This window comes from Oceanobacillus sp. CAU 1775, from assembly GCF_054482815.1.
In genome coordinates this window covers 212,648-230,234 of sequence record NZ_JBTLRO010000003.1, presented here as the reverse complement: position 1 = coordinate 230,234, position 17,587 = coordinate 212,648, and the positions used below count along the sequence as shown (strand labels likewise).

Annotated in this window: 16 protein-coding genes and 1 tRNA gene; 9 read left to right on the top strand and 8 right to left on the bottom strand. The window is 35.3% G+C overall.

Translation table 11 applies throughout. From position 1 onward, the window contains the following. Positions 1-186: 186 nt before the first annotated feature. The 3 genes from ACXYMZ_RS07255 to ACXYMZ_RS07245 all read right to left on the bottom strand — a co-directional run bounded on the left by ACXYMZ_RS07255 (position 187) and on the right by ACXYMZ_RS07245 (position 3,550). Positions 187-1,974 (bottom strand): methyl-accepting chemotaxis protein, encoded by a 1,788-nt coding sequence (locus ACXYMZ_RS07255; protein WP_458947718.1) that lies wholly within the window; start codon positions 1,972-1,974, stop codon positions 187-189. A 287-nt stretch (positions 1,975-2,261) separates the two neighbouring features. Beyond that, a complete protein-coding gene (trhA, locus tag ACXYMZ_RS07250) occupies positions 2,262-2,903 on the bottom strand; it encodes a PAQR family membrane homeostasis protein TrhA (protein ID WP_458947717.1) in 642 nt (213 codons plus the stop codon). Positions 2,904-3,052: 149 nt separating this feature from the next. Then, positions 3,053-3,550: a TetR/AcrR family transcriptional regulator gene (locus tag ACXYMZ_RS07245; RefSeq protein ID WP_458947716.1), complete on the bottom strand. Its 498-nt coding sequence runs from the start codon at positions 3,548-3,550 to the stop codon at positions 3,053-3,055. Positions 3,551-3,688: 138 nt separating this feature from the next. On the opposite strand from ACXYMZ_RS07245, the gene ACXYMZ_RS07240 reads away from it, so the two are divergent. Further along, positions 3,689-4,510: an SDR family oxidoreductase gene (locus ACXYMZ_RS07240; protein ID WP_458947715.1), complete on the top strand. Its 822-nt coding sequence runs from the start codon at positions 3,689-3,691 to the stop codon at positions 4,508-4,510. 62 nt (positions 4,511-4,572) lie between these two features. On the opposite strand, the gene ACXYMZ_RS07235 is transcribed toward ACXYMZ_RS07240, so the two are convergent. After that, positions 4,573-6,276 (bottom strand): methyl-accepting chemotaxis protein, encoded by a 1,704-nt coding sequence (locus ACXYMZ_RS07235; RefSeq protein WP_458947714.1) that lies wholly within the window; start codon positions 6,274-6,276, stop codon positions 4,573-4,575. 295 nt (positions 6,277-6,571) lie between these two features. Here ACXYMZ_RS07235 and ACXYMZ_RS07230 point away from each other — a divergent pair, with 295 nt between their 5' ends. Then, on the top strand, positions 6,572-8,287 hold the full coding sequence (locus tag ACXYMZ_RS07230) for a methyl-accepting chemotaxis protein (protein WP_458947713.1): 1,716 nt from the start codon (positions 6,572-6,574) through the stop codon (positions 8,285-8,287). Between the two features lie 44 nt (positions 8,288-8,331). Here ACXYMZ_RS07230 and ACXYMZ_RS07225 read toward each other — a convergent pair whose 3' ends face one another. After that, complete coding sequence (locus tag ACXYMZ_RS07225) at positions 8,332-9,090, bottom strand: SDR family NAD(P)-dependent oxidoreductase (RefSeq protein ID WP_458947712.1); 759 nt, start codon at positions 9,088-9,090, stop codon at positions 8,332-8,334. Positions 9,091-9,345: 255 nt separating this feature from the next. Here ACXYMZ_RS07225 and ACXYMZ_RS07220 point away from each other — a divergent pair, with 255 nt between their 5' ends. Beyond that, a complete protein-coding gene (locus ACXYMZ_RS07220) occupies positions 9,346-10,041 on the top strand; it encodes a YetF domain-containing protein (protein ID WP_458947711.1) in 696 nt (231 codons plus the stop codon). A gap of 85 nt (positions 10,042-10,126) precedes the next feature. Here the strand turns inward: ACXYMZ_RS07220 and ACXYMZ_RS07215 are convergent, their stop codons facing one another. The 3 genes from ACXYMZ_RS07215 to ACXYMZ_RS07205 form a co-directional block, all read right to left on the bottom strand. Further along, positions 10,127-10,549: a hypothetical protein gene (locus ACXYMZ_RS07215; RefSeq protein WP_458947710.1), complete on the bottom strand. Its 423-nt coding sequence runs from the start codon at positions 10,547-10,549 to the stop codon at positions 10,127-10,129. 189 nt (positions 10,550-10,738) lie between these two features. Further along, positions 10,739-10,811: transfer RNA gene (locus tag ACXYMZ_RS07210), tRNA-Val, on the bottom strand. Positions 10,812-10,902: 91 nt separating this feature from the next. Further along, positions 10,903-11,100 (bottom strand): YjfB family protein, encoded by a 198-nt coding sequence (locus ACXYMZ_RS07205; RefSeq protein ID WP_458947709.1) that lies wholly within the window; start codon positions 11,098-11,100, stop codon positions 10,903-10,905. 199 nt (positions 11,101-11,299) lie between these two features. Here ACXYMZ_RS07205 and ACXYMZ_RS07200 point away from each other — a divergent pair, with 199 nt between their 5' ends. The 6 genes from ACXYMZ_RS07200 to ACXYMZ_RS07175 all read left to right on the top strand — a co-directional run bounded on the left by ACXYMZ_RS07200 (position 11,300) and on the right by ACXYMZ_RS07175 (position 17,573). Then, positions 11,300-13,033 (top strand): ABC transporter ATP-binding protein, encoded by a 1,734-nt coding sequence (locus ACXYMZ_RS07200; protein WP_458947708.1) that lies wholly within the window; start codon positions 11,300-11,302, stop codon positions 13,031-13,033. After that, positions 13,023-14,852: an ABC transporter ATP-binding protein gene (locus tag ACXYMZ_RS07195; RefSeq protein ID WP_458947707.1), complete on the top strand. Its 1,830-nt coding sequence runs from the start codon at positions 13,023-13,025 to the stop codon at positions 14,850-14,852. The genes ACXYMZ_RS07200 and ACXYMZ_RS07195 overlap by 11 nt, the downstream gene beginning before the upstream one ends. Positions 14,853-14,971: 119 nt before the next feature. Then, positions 14,972-15,697, top strand: a complete 726-nt coding sequence (locus tag ACXYMZ_RS07190; protein WP_458947706.1) for an alpha/beta hydrolase — start codon at positions 14,972-14,974, stop codon at positions 15,695-15,697. Between the two features lie 119 nt (positions 15,698-15,816). After that, on the top strand, positions 15,817-16,329 hold the full coding sequence (locus ACXYMZ_RS07185; protein WP_458947705.1) for a YjcG family protein: 513 nt from the start codon (positions 15,817-15,819) through the stop codon (positions 16,327-16,329). Between the two features lie 6 nt (positions 16,330-16,335). Continuing rightward, entirely contained in the window at positions 16,336-16,758 is a 423-nt protein-coding gene (locus tag ACXYMZ_RS07180) for a GNAT family N-acetyltransferase (protein WP_458947704.1), read from the top strand. A gap of 107 nt (positions 16,759-16,865) precedes the next feature. Then, positions 16,866-17,573: a DUF421 domain-containing protein gene (locus ACXYMZ_RS07175; RefSeq protein ID WP_458947703.1), complete on the top strand. Its 708-nt coding sequence runs from the start codon at positions 16,866-16,868 to the stop codon at positions 17,571-17,573. Positions 17,574-17,587 lie beyond the last annotated feature (14 nt).

Here is a 17,587-nt window from a genome sequence, read left to right as displayed (position 1 = left end):
AGTTGCTTCATTAACTATACTGCCACACTTTGTGCATAAGTCTCACCAAAACAATTTAGGTATGAAACTCGACTACTCTATCCTATCACTAAAAAAGGAGTACGAGACGCTATGCGAATTGTACTCCTAAGTATGGTCTAACTTATTCTCTCACTACTATTAAATAGTGATTCACTTTTCATTCCATTAAATTCTAAATTGATGAACAAGATCATGTAAGTCATCTGCTAATTTTTTCAAATCATTGGAGCTCTTCGCAACTAATTCCATTGATGCACTCGTCTCTTCAGATGATGCAGATGTTTCTTCAATGCCTGCAGCTGATTCTTCTGATATAGCAGCTACATCCTCGATTGATTTACTCATTTTTATACTACTTGAAGCAATGTCCGCTAAGCTTTGAGATGCAGCCTTTACGTCATTTACCATATCCGATACTGCTTGGTTTATACCATCGAACTTTTCACTCGTCGCTTCAATTTGATTTGTTCCTTTTTCTACTTCTATATATCCACCTTGTAAAGAAGCAGCGACAACACTTGATTCGTTTTGAATCATTGAAACGATATCAGTAATATCTGTTACTGATTCTGAAACCTGCTCAGCTAACTTACCAACTTCAGATGCAACTACTGCAAAGCCTTTTCCATGTTCGCCAGCTCTAGCCGCTTCAATCGATGCATTCAGTGCCAATAGATTGGTTTGTCCAGCAATATCTTGAATAACGGAAACTAGTTTAGAAATTTGCTGTGATTGGGTATCTAGTCCTTTTACTTTATCGACCGCATCTTGCACGATCGCATCAATTTTAAGCATTTGTTCCTTAGAAGATTCCATTAACTGGCTACCTTCCTTCGTAATACTTAAAACTTGATTTGTAGACTGATGAATATTATCGCTACTATGATTCGCTCTATTTACTTCCTGAATAAAAGCTTGCATAGAAATAGATAAATCACTAGCACTACTCGCTTGCGTATCTGCTCCAGCTGCCAGTTCATGCATTGTCGTGGCTACTTGCTCAGACCCCTCTTTTACTTCCATCGCAGATTCTGTTAATTCCACGCTCTTATCTGAAAGTTGGTTTGAAGCTTCACCGACTTTTTGAATGATTTCTTTTAAGTTATCTTGCATTAAATTCATTGTATTTGCTAATTCATTTATCTCATCTTTACTATTAACAACTACTCTTTCATTATCTAATTCCCCATTGGCAATGTTAGCTAATCTATTTTGAATAAGAGCTAGGTTGCCACTAAATCTCCTGACAAAGATAAACACTGCAATACCACCTATTATCACTGAAACAACTGCAGTTATAATTGTTGTTCTAAGTAAGTCTTGCCTTAATAAAACGGAAAGCTTATGCATATCAAAATCCAAGCCAACCACACCCGTTATTTCTCCAGCGTTATTTTCAATTGTCTTCGCTAATGTGATGGTTGATTTTCCTGTTCCCGTATCTAAATAGGGTTCCGTCCAAATAACTTGACCACTACTTTCTGTTGCAAGCTGATACCATTCCGTCTGCGTTGGGTTATAATCATTCAAATTCACTTCTACAGGTGGAATGTTAGATAAATAGAAAGCTCCCTCAACTGTGGCGAAGTATAAATTTAAAGTATAATCATGTTCCTCTGCTATATCATCTAGAAATTCTTCATAAAATATTGTTTTCTCGGGATCGTTTACAGATGGCATATTTGGAAAACCGTCTCCACTTTGTTCTCCAACCTCATAGGTTTCATGGTCCAATTCCGGTAAATTACCTACTTGAATTAAGGTCTCCTCATATTCATTAAAAATATCCTCGAAGTTCCCAGATAAATTTTCTAGTTCTTCTTTTTGGATTACAGCATATTCCAGTGCACTTGACTTCTGATAGGAAAAATAACCTACAATTACAATAGGAACAATTAATAATACCGCCATCATGATGCTTAACTTAAAACTAATGGTTTTATTCCACTTCATCTGACATCCCCCTAGAACTCTACTTTCATTAATAAATAATATTACTCTTTATATAAGAAAAAAGACCTATAACTTATTTCATATAATATACAATATCTTTGCTAGATAATCAACATTATTTTATTTAATGTTTAATAGATTTGAAAACTTTGATATTTTTGGGTTCAATAGCCATTTTATACAAATTGTAGGAGTATATGATGAAGCATTAGATTGGATAGAAGAGTACTTGAGAGGTAAAGAAAATAAGAACAGGTTCATTCAATAGAACTCGTTCTTATTTTTGATTAAGGTATAAAGAAAAGTAAAATACAAAAGTAATGACACACCGTTCCAATTAAAACGAAAATATGCCAAACCAAATGATGATAGCGAAAACCACGCCACACATAAAACACAGCTCCAAAGGTGTACGCTAACCCACCAATAATTAATAAAAGTAAACCTGTTGGATGGAGATTTTCTACAATTTGATTCCAACCAAGGACAACCATCCATCCCATTAATACATAAAGAATTGTAGAGGTAATTAGGAATTTTTTAGTAAAGAATGCTTTGAAAATAATTCCAAAGATAGCTAGCCCCCAAATGATGCCAAACATTGTCCAACCAAGCGTCCCTTGAATAATATGAAAGGTAAAAGGTGTGTATGTTCCAGCAATGAATAAATAAATCGATGAGTGATCGAATATTTCAAAGAGGTCCTTCGCTTTTCCTTGTGGTAGAGCATGCACGAGTGTTGAAGATGTATAGAGTAAGAGCATCGTGGTACCAAAGATTGTAAAGCTTATAACATGCATTGCCGTTCCTTCAATAGAAGCTGTGATTATCAAAAATACCAAGCCAACAATACTAAATATCGCGCCAATACCATGCGTTATTGCGTTTGCGATTTCCTCGCCTTTTGAAAAAATATGCGTATTTGCCAAATTCATCTACCTCAATACTTATGATATTTACTTAGTATACGCTAATTATAGTAAATTGATAAAACAAATAAGCGCATTCTTTGAAACATGGGGACGGTTCTCTTGTTGCATTCATTGAAACAAGAGAACCGTCCCCATGTTTCATAAAATTATCTTGACCAATCTGTCATACCAATTCTCGCCAACTCCTCGGCAGCCTCTTCTGGGGTCATTTTGAAATCATCTTGTACCCAGTTGGCTAAATAGCCGATCGTTCCGTAACTAGCAAATGTAGCATATCCCTTGTCTTTAAAGTTTTCGATGAATTTTTCCTTCAATAATTCAGATAGTAATTTCGAATATGCTGGAGAATTTAATTCTTGCTTGTAGAAATCTCTATATTCGTAAGTATGTTGACATATTTGGAGAGTGATTTTTTGTATTGGTGGCTTATCTATTATATTTTTCATATCGTAATTAGCTAAAAATATTGCAGTAATGTCCTTGCGTAGATTATCCATCAGCTGATATTTATCTTCAAAATGGAGATAAAAAGTTGAGCGACTAATTCCCGCTTTCTTCACAATTTGTTTCACTGTTATTTCTTCAAAGTTTTGTTCATGAAGAAGCTCTAATAAAGCCTGTAAAATATAATCTTTCGCTGACAATTCTTCTTTATGAATATAGATGGCTATCCCCCCTGCCAGTGAGTGGACATTCGACCCTCGATTGTCCGTTGAATACAGCTAAATTATACCATAGGATAAAGAAGAATCATGATTGAAACAATATAAGGGGGAAATGAAATGTCAGATGTTTATGTAATTACCGGTGGATCAGGTGGAATGGGGAAAGCGATTGCAGAATTAGTTGGAAAGAAAGGTTCGGTACTTCTAGCAGATATTAGTGAAGAGCGCTTAGTGCAAGCGAAAGAAGAGCTTGAAGCCAAGGGAGTTTCAAATGTTCATTATCAAACAGTTGATATTACAAACAGAGAAAATGTCCAAGCTCTAGCAGAAAAATCAACTTCATTAGGAAAATTTAAATCAATTATTCATACAGCTGGGTTATCGCCTACAATGGCAACTTCAGAACGTATTACAGATGTTAATTTAGTTGGAACAGGAATTATCTTAGATGAATTTATAAAATTAGCTAGTCCTGGGACAGTAGCGGTATGTATTTCTTCCATGAGCGGACACTTTGTTCCAAAACAAGGACCTCATGTGGAAGTTTTAAAGAAACCTCTAGATGAAAACATCATCCAAACAATCGAGCAAATGGCTAAAGGTGACCCTGGAGCTGCTTATAGTTTATCAAAACTTGGTGTCCAGCTAATTGTTGAAGACCAAGCATGGGCATGGGGAGAAAAAGGAGCACGAATTGTGTCTGTATCCCCTGGAACGATTAACACACCAATGGGTCGACAGGAATCCGAACAACAGGCGCAAATGAAAGTAATGCTAGATAACACTCCACTTAAACGTGAAGGTGAAGCTAGAGAAATTGCATCTGCAGTTGAATTCCTAATAAGTGACGCAGCGTCATACATCACTGGAACAGACTTACTTGTCGATGGCGGCACTACCGCAAACATGGCAAAACTAAAAGCAAACCAAGCCGAATAAATTGAAACATGGGGACGGTTCTCTTGTTGCATTCATTGCAACGCGAGAACCGTCCCCATGTTTCATACTTTAAATTGCCGGATTAATTCGTTTAGATCTTCTGCTAGCTGGGATAGGTCTTGTGCATTCATTGTTACTTCTTCCATTGCACTGTTTGATTGTTGCGTTGAGGCAAATGTTTGTTGTGCACCAGCTGCAGATTGTTCAGAAACTGCTGATATTTCTTGGATAGATGTACTCATTTTCTGACTGCTAATGGCAAATTCAGAAAGATAATCCGATATATGCTGGATTTTATCAAACATATCCGTTACAGAAGCTCGTATTCCCGTGAAGTTTTCTCCTGTTTTTTGAATTTGCAACGTTCCTTCTTTTACTTCTTGATAACCACTATCTAATTCACTTGTCACTTCACTAAAGGCGAGTTGTATTGTAGATACTATCTCTGATATATCAGTAACCGAGTGTCCAACCTGTTCCGCGAGCTTGCTAACTTCATCAGCTACTACTGCAAAACCTCGTCCATGTTCACCGGCTCTAGCTGCTTCAATCGCAGCATTCAAGGCTAGTAGATTTGTTTGGTCAGCAACATCTTTGATAACAGTTACTAGCTTAGATATATCCTGCGTTTTCTCATCTAATCCTCTTACTTTTTCCACAACAGCTTGCACAATCGTATCAATACTCGCCATTTGTTTCGTTGAAGAATCCATATAAATCGATCCCTCATTTGTCATTTCTAAAACTTGGTTAGATTCCTTCTGCATTAGAAGTGTATTGTCGTTTGCCTTTTCCATTTTCACTGAAAAGTTAGCTATCATTCCTGACAAAGCATTTGCTTGATTTGCCTGTGTCTCTGAACCAGATGCTAATTGCTCCATCGTAGAAGAGATTTGCTTCGTCCCTTGACGAACCTCATGTGTTGATTCTGTAAGCTCTTCACTGTGGGAAGTGAGCGTATTTGTCACATCAGAAATCTTGAGAATGATTTCAGACATACTTTTATTCATCTCGTTTGCAGCTGTCACTAACTGACCAATTTCATCTCGAGTAGCTACGTTGAGAGGTTCGTTATCTAAGTTACCAGAAGCAATTGATTTCATACGTTTCATTAATGTACGAATAGGTTTCGTGATCATTCTAGCTGTCGTTAATGCAGTAAAAATGCTTATAATAATAACAATCACAGAAATAACCACACCTACAAGCATCATGGTCGTAATATTTGATTGAATTTCATTGCTCAATGTAGAAATACGGTCTTCTGCATGATTCGCATGAAGTTGAAATTCATTGATCAAATCTATTCCAAACGGCTCTAGTTCTTCATTCAGAATTTCCCTTGCCTCTGGAATTCTTCCTAATTGATACACCGAAAAAATCTCTTCAGCAACTTCACCCCATGCAGACATCTTTTCAAGAGACGTGATGAAATCCGCGGATTCAATAATTTCTATCGCTTGATGTTCAAGAGCTGTACTCTCTTCTAATCCCTCATCATACGATCGTTTATATTCAATATCACCAAATAAAAAATGACCTTGGATCAATCTCGTACGATCCAATAAATTAATCACTAATTTTTCACTAGTGATTAAAACTTCCATCTCTTGATCTAGTATTGTTTTTAAATCATCATTTACTGTCTTAATTGAATAAATCATAAAACCACAAAGTACTACAACAAAAAATAAAACAATTGAAAAACTAAACAATATTTTCTGCCTTAATTTCTTGAATTTAAAAATGTTACTTAATCTCTTCATCCCCGCACTCCTAACTATTATTTTCTGTCTACTTCTTAAAAAATCCTTCATTATGTATAAAGCTCTCACACCTATTATAAGTCTTTTGGCTCATTACAAAGGTTAAGATTTTTTTACATACCGTAAATAGTCACAAAACTTATGATGGAGAAAGGCTCAGCAATTTGATAAAATATATTTCCAACGCATTCTAATTTTTTAGTAAAAAGTCACCAAATAGATTAAATTTCATCGCTATATACATTGATAATAATTCACAAAAAGATATAATGAACTAGGTATATAAGTTTATAGAATGGGTGATAAGTTGAAATCTTTATCAAGAAAAATTGTAGGTGTCCTTTCTTTATCTTTACTTTTTAGTTTTTTAACAACAAATGTGTTTATGTATCTCAATATATACGATCAAACATTGGATTCCGTTGGTGTTGAGGCTTATGGATGTGCGAGTATCACTACAGCCTTAATTACGACAGAAGAAATGGAATTGATCTTAGATGGTGATGCGGAAGCTGCAGAAATTTTAGGAAATGAATTGGATTGGACAGTAGACCATAAACATATCTTTAGAAATCAATACATACTTGATTTAGAAGGTAATGTGATCGTAGCTGACAATTACACGAAAGAAATAGGCGTAGACGTAGGATACAAACATCCAATTGACCAAGAAACAATCGATAACATTGTGAACGGAAAACATGAAGATTATAGTGATATCTATGATTTTAATAATCTCGAAACAATAACTGGTTTTGCACCGATATATAAGGACCAAGATCCGCGAAATGAAGTTATTGCAATAAGCGCGATCGACTTTCCAGGACAAATCGTCCAAGACCGAACACTCAACATATTATTTTCATCATTAATTTGGAATTTAGTTCCTCTCTTTGCTGTATTAGCTATTTCAGCATTCTTCACACGCCGATTAATTAAACCAATTGAAGAAGTTACAGAGAACGTTAAAGAAGTAAGTAATGGTGATTTAACAGTTGTCTTTGACCACAAATCAAATGATGAAATTGGAGTTCTATCAGAAAACCTAAATATGTTAATTGATAAGTTCAGAGATATTTTATCTGATGTTGCAATGAATACAAAAACACTAGCAGCTACTTCTGAAGAGTTGTCAGCTAGCTCACAATACATATCAGATATTTCGAATAGAAATACTTCAGATATAGAAAATATCAATAATATGTCATCGGAGCAGCTGGTTCATACGGATCAAATAAATGAAATTATCGTTAATTTATCTAATCATATTCATTCGATTTCTAAGCAACTGAATGATTTTGCCAATATCTCAAAAGAAACTGTTGCAGAATCGATTTCAGGAATTAACACGATGAATGATACTAATCTACAAATGGAAAGTATCGGGAATAAAATTGGTAGTTTAACAGATACGATGGTTTCACTGCAACATAAGTCAGAGCAAATTGATAATATTATTCATATTATTAATGATATCGCCAACCAAACAAATATCTTGTCTCTAAACGCAGCAATTGAAGCAGCAAGAGCTGGAGAATCGGGTAAAGGATTTGCGGTTGTTGCCGACGAAGTACGTAATCTGGCAGAAATGTCTGGCGAATCAACAGAAAATATTCGTTCCTTACTAAATGAAATTCAAAGTGAAATTGAAGAAGCTCTAACCGAAAGTAAAGAAGGTAATGAAGAAACACAACTTGGTTTAGCAAAAACGCAAGAAGCAGGAGCCATATTCCACTTAATTTCTGATAAAGTTAAAACTGCAAACAATGACTTCATAGCTTCCTCTGAGTCTGTTAATGAAGTTTCGACAGAATTGGAAGAGATTGTTGCTAAAATGAAGGAAGTTGTAGCTTTACTAAGTAATACAACTGAAAATACCAACACCGTTTCTAGCGCTATCAATGATCAAAATAACTCGTTTAATGAAATTGTAGAAGTAACCCATGCACTTGCAGCACTTTCAGAGAATCTTGAAGAAAAGATTGCTTACTTTAAGATTAAAGCTAAATAGAAAAAAGAGACCTTAGCATTTTTGCTTTGGTCTCTTTTTTCATTTTAATGTGTCATTGTACCATTATCGATAACAAGTTCCGTACCCGTTACAGCTTTTGCATCATCACTTGCCAAGTAAATAGCACCATTCGCAATATCTTCTGGTTCAGCAATATGATTTGGAAGTGGACTTGAAACTTTTACATGTTCCCACAAATCAGGATTATCATTGAAAACTTTCTTCAACATATCTGTCATAATTCCACCCGGATACACAGCACTACAACGGATATTATCTTTCGCAAAGTAATGTGCAACGTGCTTAGTCAGCGCACGAACACTTCCTTTCGAAGCAGAATAGGCAGCGTCTCCACCATCAGCAGTACCAGACTTCATACCGCCAATCGATGCAATATTAACAATAGATCCTCCACCGTTTTCTTGCATTTTAGGAATACTTTTTTGAATGCCTAACATTGTTCCTAATGAATTCACCTGCATGACTTTCATATACTCCTCAGGGTTTAATTCAAGTACACCTTTGTTTGACATCATTGCAGCGTTATTAACTAATACATCAAGTTTCCCAAATTTCTCAACTGTCGTATTAACGACACTCTCCCAACCTGCTCCATCTGTAACATCTAATTTTAATGCAAGATGTTCATCTCCATATTTAGCAATCGTTTCTTTCAACTTTTCTTCGTTTAAATCCACACCGACAACTTTTGCGCCCTCTTCAGTAAAACGCTTAACAAGAGCTTCGCCCAAACCTTGTGCAGCTCCTGTAATGATTGCTACTTTTCCATCTAATCTTCCCATTATTCAACCTCTTTTCTAAATATTATTGGTAAAGCTAAAACATATTATATCCTCATCGTTGTGTAGTTACCCATAGAATACGTAGATTAAACGACATCATTTATGAGTTTTAAACGCTTCATTATTTTGAAGGTATTCTAGCCGGCACCTATGTATCGTTCCAAATAATATAGCCATACTAAAATATATAATGAACTTTATACAGATCATTTTTTTAGTGACAAATAGAAATATTGCTAAAAAAGGAGTCTCAACATGACTATCTTAGAATTATTGCTTCGACTAACCATCACGTTCATCACTCTCATCGTGTTAGCAAGGATCATGGGGAGAAAGGAAATATCTCAAATGACCTTCTTTAATTTCGTGTCCGCTTTGTCATTTGGGACGATCGGGGCTTCACTTGCAATTGATTCTTCCATAAGTATTCTAAATGGTTTAATAGCTCTCATTGTCTGGAGTGCGTTTACAGTTATCGTTGGGATTCTCGATATTAAATCACCCTTAGCCAGATTGGCTGTAGAAGGGCAACCACGAATTTTAATTAAAAATGGTAAGGTGATGGAGAGTGAACTTCGAAAGGTACGTTTAGATATAGATGCTTTAAGCCAACTGTTACGTAAGAATAGTGTGTTCAGCTTCACAGACGTTGACTATGCCATATTTGAAACCGATGGAACACTTTCCGTTATGAAAAAAGTCATCGCGCAACCGGTGACTAAAAATGATATGAATATTCCAGTTGCAGAAAGTATTATTCCGATTCCTACAACAATTATTTCTGATGGGAAGGTTAAGAAAGATAATTTGAAAAAATTGCATTTAAGTGAGGAATGGCTAAGCGGACAGTTAAAGTCTGCTAATATTCTATCCATTGATGATGTCTTTTTTGCGGAAGTGCAGAAGGATGGAACGTTGTATATTGATAAAAGAAAAGATGACTCTCAATAATGAAGTCATCTTTTTTGAATGAAGTTAAATTAATTATGAAAGTATTTTCTTGAGTAAGTTTTACGTTTGTACCTATATATGAATATTACTTGTTATAAATCTCTTTATAAGCAATGACTTTTAGCGCTGCTATTTCCTCTTCGGTAAAATTCTTTTCAACCTCTAGCATAAGCTGCTCCTTCGTCATTTCACCTTGCTGTACTTTGGATTGTATATCTTGGATTCCAGAAATCCCTAACTTTTTAATCACAACTCTTGTGGCTTCTTCTTTAGTGGTAAAGGGTAATTCATCTTCCTCGACTGTTTTTGCGTCATCTATAAAAGCCTTCAACTGTGGATCACTTTCAATTACTTTTATAATGTTTTCCATTTCACCGCTTTCTTCAAGCTCAGTTGATACTACTTCAATTATCTTTGCAGAGGCAATATTTGTTCCGAAATAATATACGCCATAACCGATACAAATCAGAACAATAATTATTATAGTAAGATACTTAATAAATCTCATAATACTTCTCCCCCTTAGCTTTATATAATAGCATGGAGTGGTGTTTATTTAAATACAAATTTGTAAGGTTTGCCAACCTGTAAGCATGTTAGATTTTCCAAAACTTTATCACCAAGCTTAGATTTACTTTTTAACAATTTCAAACAAAAAATAACGCTCACCCATTTATAGGATAAGCGTTACAATTAGTGATTCCGATTGGGCTCGAACCAACGACCTCATGCCTGTCAAGCATGCGCTCTCCCAGCTGAGCTACGGAATCGTTATTAAATTTTGACAGCAAGAATAGTATATAATAGAAACCCAAAGCCTGCAAGTATCATTCTTTTACTACTTACAAGCAATCATCCAAATTATAATTTAATATCAATCGTTCTTCCCAAGTTTGGATCTACTGCTTGGTCTGCTTGTGGTGCGCTTGCGTTTAACATTTGGAGCATGTCAACTGCTTGGTTGTTTCCAGTATCCATTGTCATTTTCATGACAGACAGGTTTGCTTGTTGCTTCACTTGTACTTGACTCATGATGGTTGATAATGCTGCAATATCCATGATTTCCCCCCTCATATGTATGTAGGTAATTTTATTCTTCATCTATAATAACATATTTTCCTTACTTTTACGTATGTATATGAAAGTATACAAAATTCCTTCGCTTCTCGAAGTAAATAGTGGTAAATTAGATTTGAACCGATTATAATAGTGAGATAGTTGGTAAAATTAATATTCTTATTTTTTTGGAGGGACATCATTGAAGAACGTATTTTCATTTTTAAAACCGTATAAATTATCCATCGTGTTGGCATATGTCATGATGTTGCTCGAGCTCGTAATTGAACTACTACTCCCCTTGTTCTTGGGACTTATGATTGATCAAGGAGTAATTGGTCAGGATGTTGGTAATATAGTGATGTGGGGCAGTATCATGGTTGGTATGTCGATACTTGCACTTGTGGTTGGGATATTTAATTCCTTTTATTCCTCACATGTTAGCTTCGCGTTTGGCTACGATTTACGACAAAAGTTATTCTCTAAGATTCAATACTTTTCATTTAAAAGCTTAAGTCATTATCCCACTTCTGGATTAGTCACTCGCTTTACAAATGATATCCGCCAAATTCAAAACATGATATTCATGGCACTACGAATTATGGCAAAAGCTCCACTGCTCGTTATTGGTGGTGTAACAATGGCCTTTGTGGTTAACGCCCGCTTAGCTATGATTTTCCTTATTACTGTACCACTACTTATTTTATTCTTATTCTTCGTGATGAAGTATGCGAGTAAAATGTTTGCTAAAGTACAGGGGAACGTCGACTTTGTTAACCGAGTAATGCAGGAGAACCTTGCTGGTATGCGATTAATCAAAGCATTTACGAGAAGAAGCTATGAAGAAGATCGCTTCATGGATGCAAACGATGCATTGGCTTCCTCAACAAGAAAGACTTTCCGTTTTATAGAAGCATCGATGCCAGTTCTTCTATTTATTATGAACGCGAGTCTTATCTTTATTATTTGGTTTGGTAATACACAGTCAATTGCTGGTGAAGCTGCAGTTGGTGAAGTAGTTGCAATTATAAACTATGCACTTCGTGTCGCAATGGCAATCTCTATGTTTGCCTTCATTATTATGGTCCTATCTCGAACAAAAGCTTCTACAGAACGTGTAAGTGAAGTATTAGCTCTTGAAGAAGAAAGCGATTCTGAAGAATATAGTGGAGATAGTGATTTAAGGGTTGAGCATGGAAAGGTAGAATATCGCAATGTTTCTTTCAAATATCCGACGGCTGATGAAATGACGCTAAAAGATATTTCATTCCAATTAAATCCAAGTGAAACACTAGCGATAATTGGAGCGACTGGAGCTGGAAAGACTTCTCTCTTCCAATTGATGCCTCGTCTTTACGAACCAACACAAGGTGAAATCTGGATCGATGATCGACTTGCATCTGACTATTCATTTATTGAGCTCAGAAATAATATCGGTTATGTACCACAGACTCCCCTATTATTTACTGGTACCATCCGGGATAATATTGCTTGGGGTAAAAATGATGCGACAGATGAAGAAATTGTTCAAGCAGCAAAAGATGCACAAATTCACGATACAATTATGAGTCTGCCAAATCAATATGAAACAAGAGTTGGTCAAAAAGGTGTAAACCTTTCTGGTGGACAAAAACAAAGGGTTTCCATTGCACGTGCATTAATCCGTAAACCTAAGTTTCTTATGTTGGATGATAGTACGAGTGCTTTAGATTTAACAACAGAAGGTAAATTACTAAAAGCAATTGAAAAATATAACTGTACAATGCTAATTATTACACAAAAGATTTCAACGGCGAAAACTGCTGACCGCATTCTTTTAATGGATGAGGGTGAGATCCTTTCAGTTGGCACACATCACGAGCTATTGAAGGAATCAGATTTATATCAGCAGATTGTTGAATCACAATTTGGAAAGGAGTATGCATATGTCCAATAATGAGTGGAAAGCTCCCTTTCAATATGAAAAAATCCCATTAGACACGGTTGAGGTTGATAAAGACAAACGTGCTAAGAACATGCGTGGAACGATTAAAAGAGTCTGGGATTATTTAGCAAGGCAAAAGAAAATGCTATTCCTCGTTATCTTTATGGTACTCATCAGTTCAGCCTTGGGCTTACTTGGTCCTTATATGATTGGGATGGCTATTGATAATTTCATCGTTACACAGGAAAGTGCTGGTTTGGGTAGACTCTTGATTGGTTTACTCCTTGTCTATCTTTTCTTTTCATTAGCGGTTTTCTTACAAAGTTTCTTTATGATAGGGATTGCTCAAAACACGGTATTTGATCTGCGTAAGGATTTATTTAAACAATTCCACCGTTTACCTATCTCTTACTTTGACAAAAGACAGCATGGCGAATTGATGAGTCGATTAACGAATGATATCGATAACGTGAATAACGTCCTTAACTCATCTGTTATTCAAATCTTTTCAAGTGTATTAACACTTGTCGGGACACTAGTTGTTATGTTGATCTTAAGTCCGATTTTAACAGCTGTGACAGTAATCATCATTCCAGCTATGTATTTTGCAATGAAATGGATTACTAAGCGAACTGGTCCATTATATAAATTACAGCAAAAACATTTAGGTGAAGTGAATGGCTATGTAGAAGAGATTGTTTCTGGTCAGCATGTAGTTAAAACCTATTCTCAAGAAAAAACAGTAATTGCAGGTTTTGAAGAAAGAAACAATGAATTAAAGAAAACAGGATTTTGGGCACTGACCATTGCAGGTTTTATCCCAAAAATCATGAATACACTTAACTTCCTTAGTTTTGGTTTGATTGCATTAGTTGGTGGTTTAATTGCTATCTATACGAACCAAGAACTTGTTACTGTCGGGATCATCGTGATTTTCACTGAATATGCTCGTCAGTTTACACGTCCATTAAATGAGTTATCCAACCAGTTTAACATGCTACTATCAGCGATTGCTGGTGCTGAGCGCGTATTTAATGTAATGGATGAAGAACAGGAAGAACGAGATGAGGAAGATGCATTAGAGATTACAGAGACGAATGGTCATATTGTTTTTGATGATGTAGTCTTCTCTTATGAGGATGATGTCATTATTGATCATGTTAGTTTTGAAGCGAAACCTGGTAGGACTGTTGCTTTTGTTGGTCATACGGGTGCTGGAAAAACAACAATTATTAATCTCATTTCCCGGTTCTATAATTATGATGAAGGAAGTATCACTTTAGATGGTGTAGATATCAAGGACATAAAACGTTCGAGCCTTAGAAAGCATATGGCCTTCGTTTTACAGGATGCGTTTCTTTTCCAAGGGACGATTCGGGAAAATATTCGATATGGTAAACTTGATGCAACAGATGAAGAAGTCGTGGATGCAGCGAAAAATGCAAATGCACATGACTTTATCATGAAGCTTCCTAAAGGTTATGATACAGAATTAGACCAGACGGGTAGTGGAATCAGTCAAGGACAAAAGCAATTGCTTACGATTTCACGCGCACTAATTGCAAACCCATCGATTTTAATTCTTGATGAAGCTACAAGTAATATTGATACAATCACGGAGTTAAAAATTCAAGATGCACTGCAGCGCTTGATGCAAGGAAGAACGAGCTTTGTAATCGCCCACCGCTTAAATACGGTTCAAGAGGCAGATACAATTATTATGCTAGAGAATGGAAAAATACTTGAAAAAGGAAATCATGATGAACTACTTCAACTACGTGGGGCCTATCATGATTTGTATGAAGGGCAGCTTCTAGAAGAGGCTAACTAAACATATTAGTATCTTTTACCAATTAGTGATAAAATAGCGATAACTAAGAAAAACAAAAGGAGAAGAAATATCTCCTTTTTGTTTATTCAAAATCTAGACTACAATCGAGGTGTAAGTACGTGGCGAGAAAAGGGAAAATGGTTGATAAGGAGATTCACAGTAAATATCTAGACGAAACAAAAGTCATCAAAATTTATTATCCAGAAACTTTTTCCGACCTATATAAGTATAATATTTGCATTATGCTTGATGGAGATGATTATTTTCAAATGGGAAGAGTCGCAACATATAGTGACCAGTTGCATGATGATTATGAAATAGCGAACACTATTTTTGCTGGTATTCATTATAAAGATGCTGAGGATCGTAGGGCAAAATATCATCCTAATGGCGAACAATATGAAGCGTTTACAAAGTTTATCTTTAATGAAGTTGTACCATTGTTAGATGATATTATCCCAACCTACCATATGGGCAAATCAAGAATCTTAATGGGTGATTCACTCGCTGGAACATTTTCATTACTCACAGCAGCTCGCTTTCCAAATACATTTGGCAAAGTGATTTTACATTCACCATTCATTGATGACACAGTTATTGAACGTGTCAAAAACAAAAAAGATATTACAGCGCTTGATATTTATCATGTAATTGGGGAAAAAGAAGATAAAGCTGCGCTTACAGATGGCAAAACTGCTGATTTATTAACACCAAATCGGGAGTTAAAAAAAGTTTTAGAAGAAAAAGGCCCTAATTATATTTATCATGAACTTGAAGATGGCGAACACACGTGGAAGTACTGGCAACAAGATATGGTTCGCTCTTTGACAACGATGATTGATTAAGAATACTTTAATTTAACAATAATTTCTAGATACTATCCTAGCTTATTCAAGGATATTTGCTATAATAAAAATTACAATTATAGTAAATGTTTAAAAAAACTATACTGGAGGGTTTTAAAATGAATTTCGGTATCGCTTATTTTCCATCAAAAGAGATTCAAGACGTAGCAAATTCCTATAGAAAAAGATATGACCCGCGTTATGCAATGATTCCACCACACATTACACTAAAGGATAAATTTAAAATCCCAGAAGGTAAAATGAATGAAGTAATTGCTGCACTAAAAGATATAGCTCAAAATACAGAACCGTTTAAAATCAACATCAACAAGGTTAGTTCTTTTGAACCGACGACAAATGCAATTTATTTTAAAGTCGAGCCTTCAGATGAAATTATTGAGCTAGAAGAAAAACTTCAATCTGGTGTATTTGAAAACACAAGAAAGCATCCATTTGTTCCACATGTTACTTTAGCACAGGAATTATCTCATAATGAATTTACAGATATCCTTGGTAGGTTCAATATGGAAAGTCATAATTATGAAGATACGATGGATCGCTTCCAATTATTATATCAATTAGAGAATGGTTCATGGACGGTACATGAAACTTTCGTCTTTAAGAGAGACTAGACGCCTATGACTGTAAGACAAGTTATGACAGATAAAGAACGCGAAGATGCTTTCCGCGTTCGAATGATTGTATTTGTGGAAGAACAAAAAGTTCCACCTGAAGAAGAACTTGATGCACATGATGAAACTGCAATTCATTTTATTTCTTATCATGAAGACGAAGCTGTTGCAGCTAGTAGACTCCGTTTTGTCGATGAATACGGCAAGCTTGAACGGATTTGTGTTCTTAAAGAATACCGTGGTAAAAACATTGGAAAAGAGATCATTCAGCACATGGAAGCAAAAATTCGTGAGAACGGATATAAAAAAGCTAAGTTAAATGCGCAAACACATGCCCAAGAATTTTATAAAAAGCTTGGATATGAAACCGTTTCAGAAGAATTTATGGATGCTGGGATTCCTCATGTTACAATGGTTAAACAATTATAAAACGAATATTTATATAAAAGGCTGAAACTCAATCAATGGGTTTCAGTCTTTTTTATTACATAATCCTCCGAGAACTGGTTAAAATATGCTGGATTGGAGGGGATAGATTGAATTCATATCTTGGAATGTTTACAGATTTAATTTTTGGTTTTCTTTGTTTATTTGCTTTAACAAAAATATTAGGGAAAACCCAAATATCCCAAATTACAGCCTTCGATTTTATTTCAGCATTAATTCTTGGTGAGCTAATAGGAAATGCACTTTTCGATGAAAATATCGGCCTCCCTCAGATTGGGTTTGTTGTTGTAGTTTGGGGTAGTTTAATGTATTTCACAGAATTAATTACTCAAAAATTTAAACGTACTCGATATTTTCTTGAGGGAAACCCAGCAATTGTCATATATAATGGTAAGTTAATTAGGGATGAAATGAAAAAGAATAAATTGGATGTTAATCAATTACAACATATGCTGCGAGCAAAGGATGTCTTTTCTCTGGAAGAAGTTGAGTTTGCTTTTCTAGAAACCAATGGGACGATTTCTGTAATGAAAAAATCTGATTTCCAAACACCAACTAGAAAAGACATGAAACTAGCAGCTAAAACAAATTATTTACCAATAACATTAGTTAATGATGGTGAGATTATATACGATAATTTGAAAGAGAAAAATCTGACGGAAGAATGGTTAATTGAGGAATTGAAGAAGCAAGATTATAATGATGTGTCCGAAGTTTTTCATGTGGAATACCAGAAAGATAGGGATATATTGGTCTTCCCTTATCTAAACCGAAATCATCAAAAATGGGATAGTTAGTCTTCTGCTTTTAG

Bases quoted from the DNA above. Each gene is read 5' to 3' on its own strand.
- ACXYMZ_RS07195 (WP_458947707.1), top strand. From the start codon at position 13,023: ATGTCCAATAATGAGTGGAAAGCTCCCTTTCAATATGAAAAAATCCCA.
- ACXYMZ_RS07220 (WP_458947711.1), top strand. From the start codon at position 9,346: ATGACTATCTTAGAATTATTGCTTCGACTAACCATCACGTTCATCACT.
- ACXYMZ_RS07180 (WP_458947704.1), top strand. From the start codon at position 16,336: ATGACTGTAAGACAAGTTATGACAGATAAAGAACGCGAAGATGCTTTC.
- ACXYMZ_RS07185 (WP_458947705.1), top strand. From the start codon at position 15,817: ATGAATTTCGGTATCGCTTATTTTCCATCAAAAGAGATTCAAGACGTA.
- ACXYMZ_RS07230 (WP_458947713.1), top strand. From the start codon at position 6,572: ATGGGTGATAAGTTGAAATCTTTATCAAGAAAAATTGTAGGTGTCCTT.
- ACXYMZ_RS07255 (WP_458947718.1), bottom strand. From the start codon at position 1,974: ATGAAGTGGAATAAAACCATTAGTTTTAAGTTAAGCATCATGATGGCG.
- ACXYMZ_RS07205 (WP_458947709.1), bottom strand. From the start codon at position 11,100: ATGGATATTGCAGCATTATCAACCATCATGAGTCAAGTACAAGTGAAG.
- ACXYMZ_RS07215 (WP_458947710.1), bottom strand. From the start codon at position 10,549: ATGAGATTTATTAAGTATCTTACTATAATAATTATTGTTCTGATTTGT.
- ACXYMZ_RS07235 (WP_458947714.1), bottom strand. From the start codon at position 6,276: ATGAAGAGATTAAGTAACATTTTTAAATTCAAGAAATTAAGGCAGAAA.
- ACXYMZ_RS07225 (WP_458947712.1), bottom strand. From the start codon at position 9,090: ATGGGAAGATTAGATGGAAAAGTAGCAATCATTACAGGAGCTGCACAA.
- ACXYMZ_RS07240 (WP_458947715.1), top strand. From the start codon at position 3,689: ATGTCAGATGTTTATGTAATTACCGGTGGATCAGGTGGAATGGGGAAA.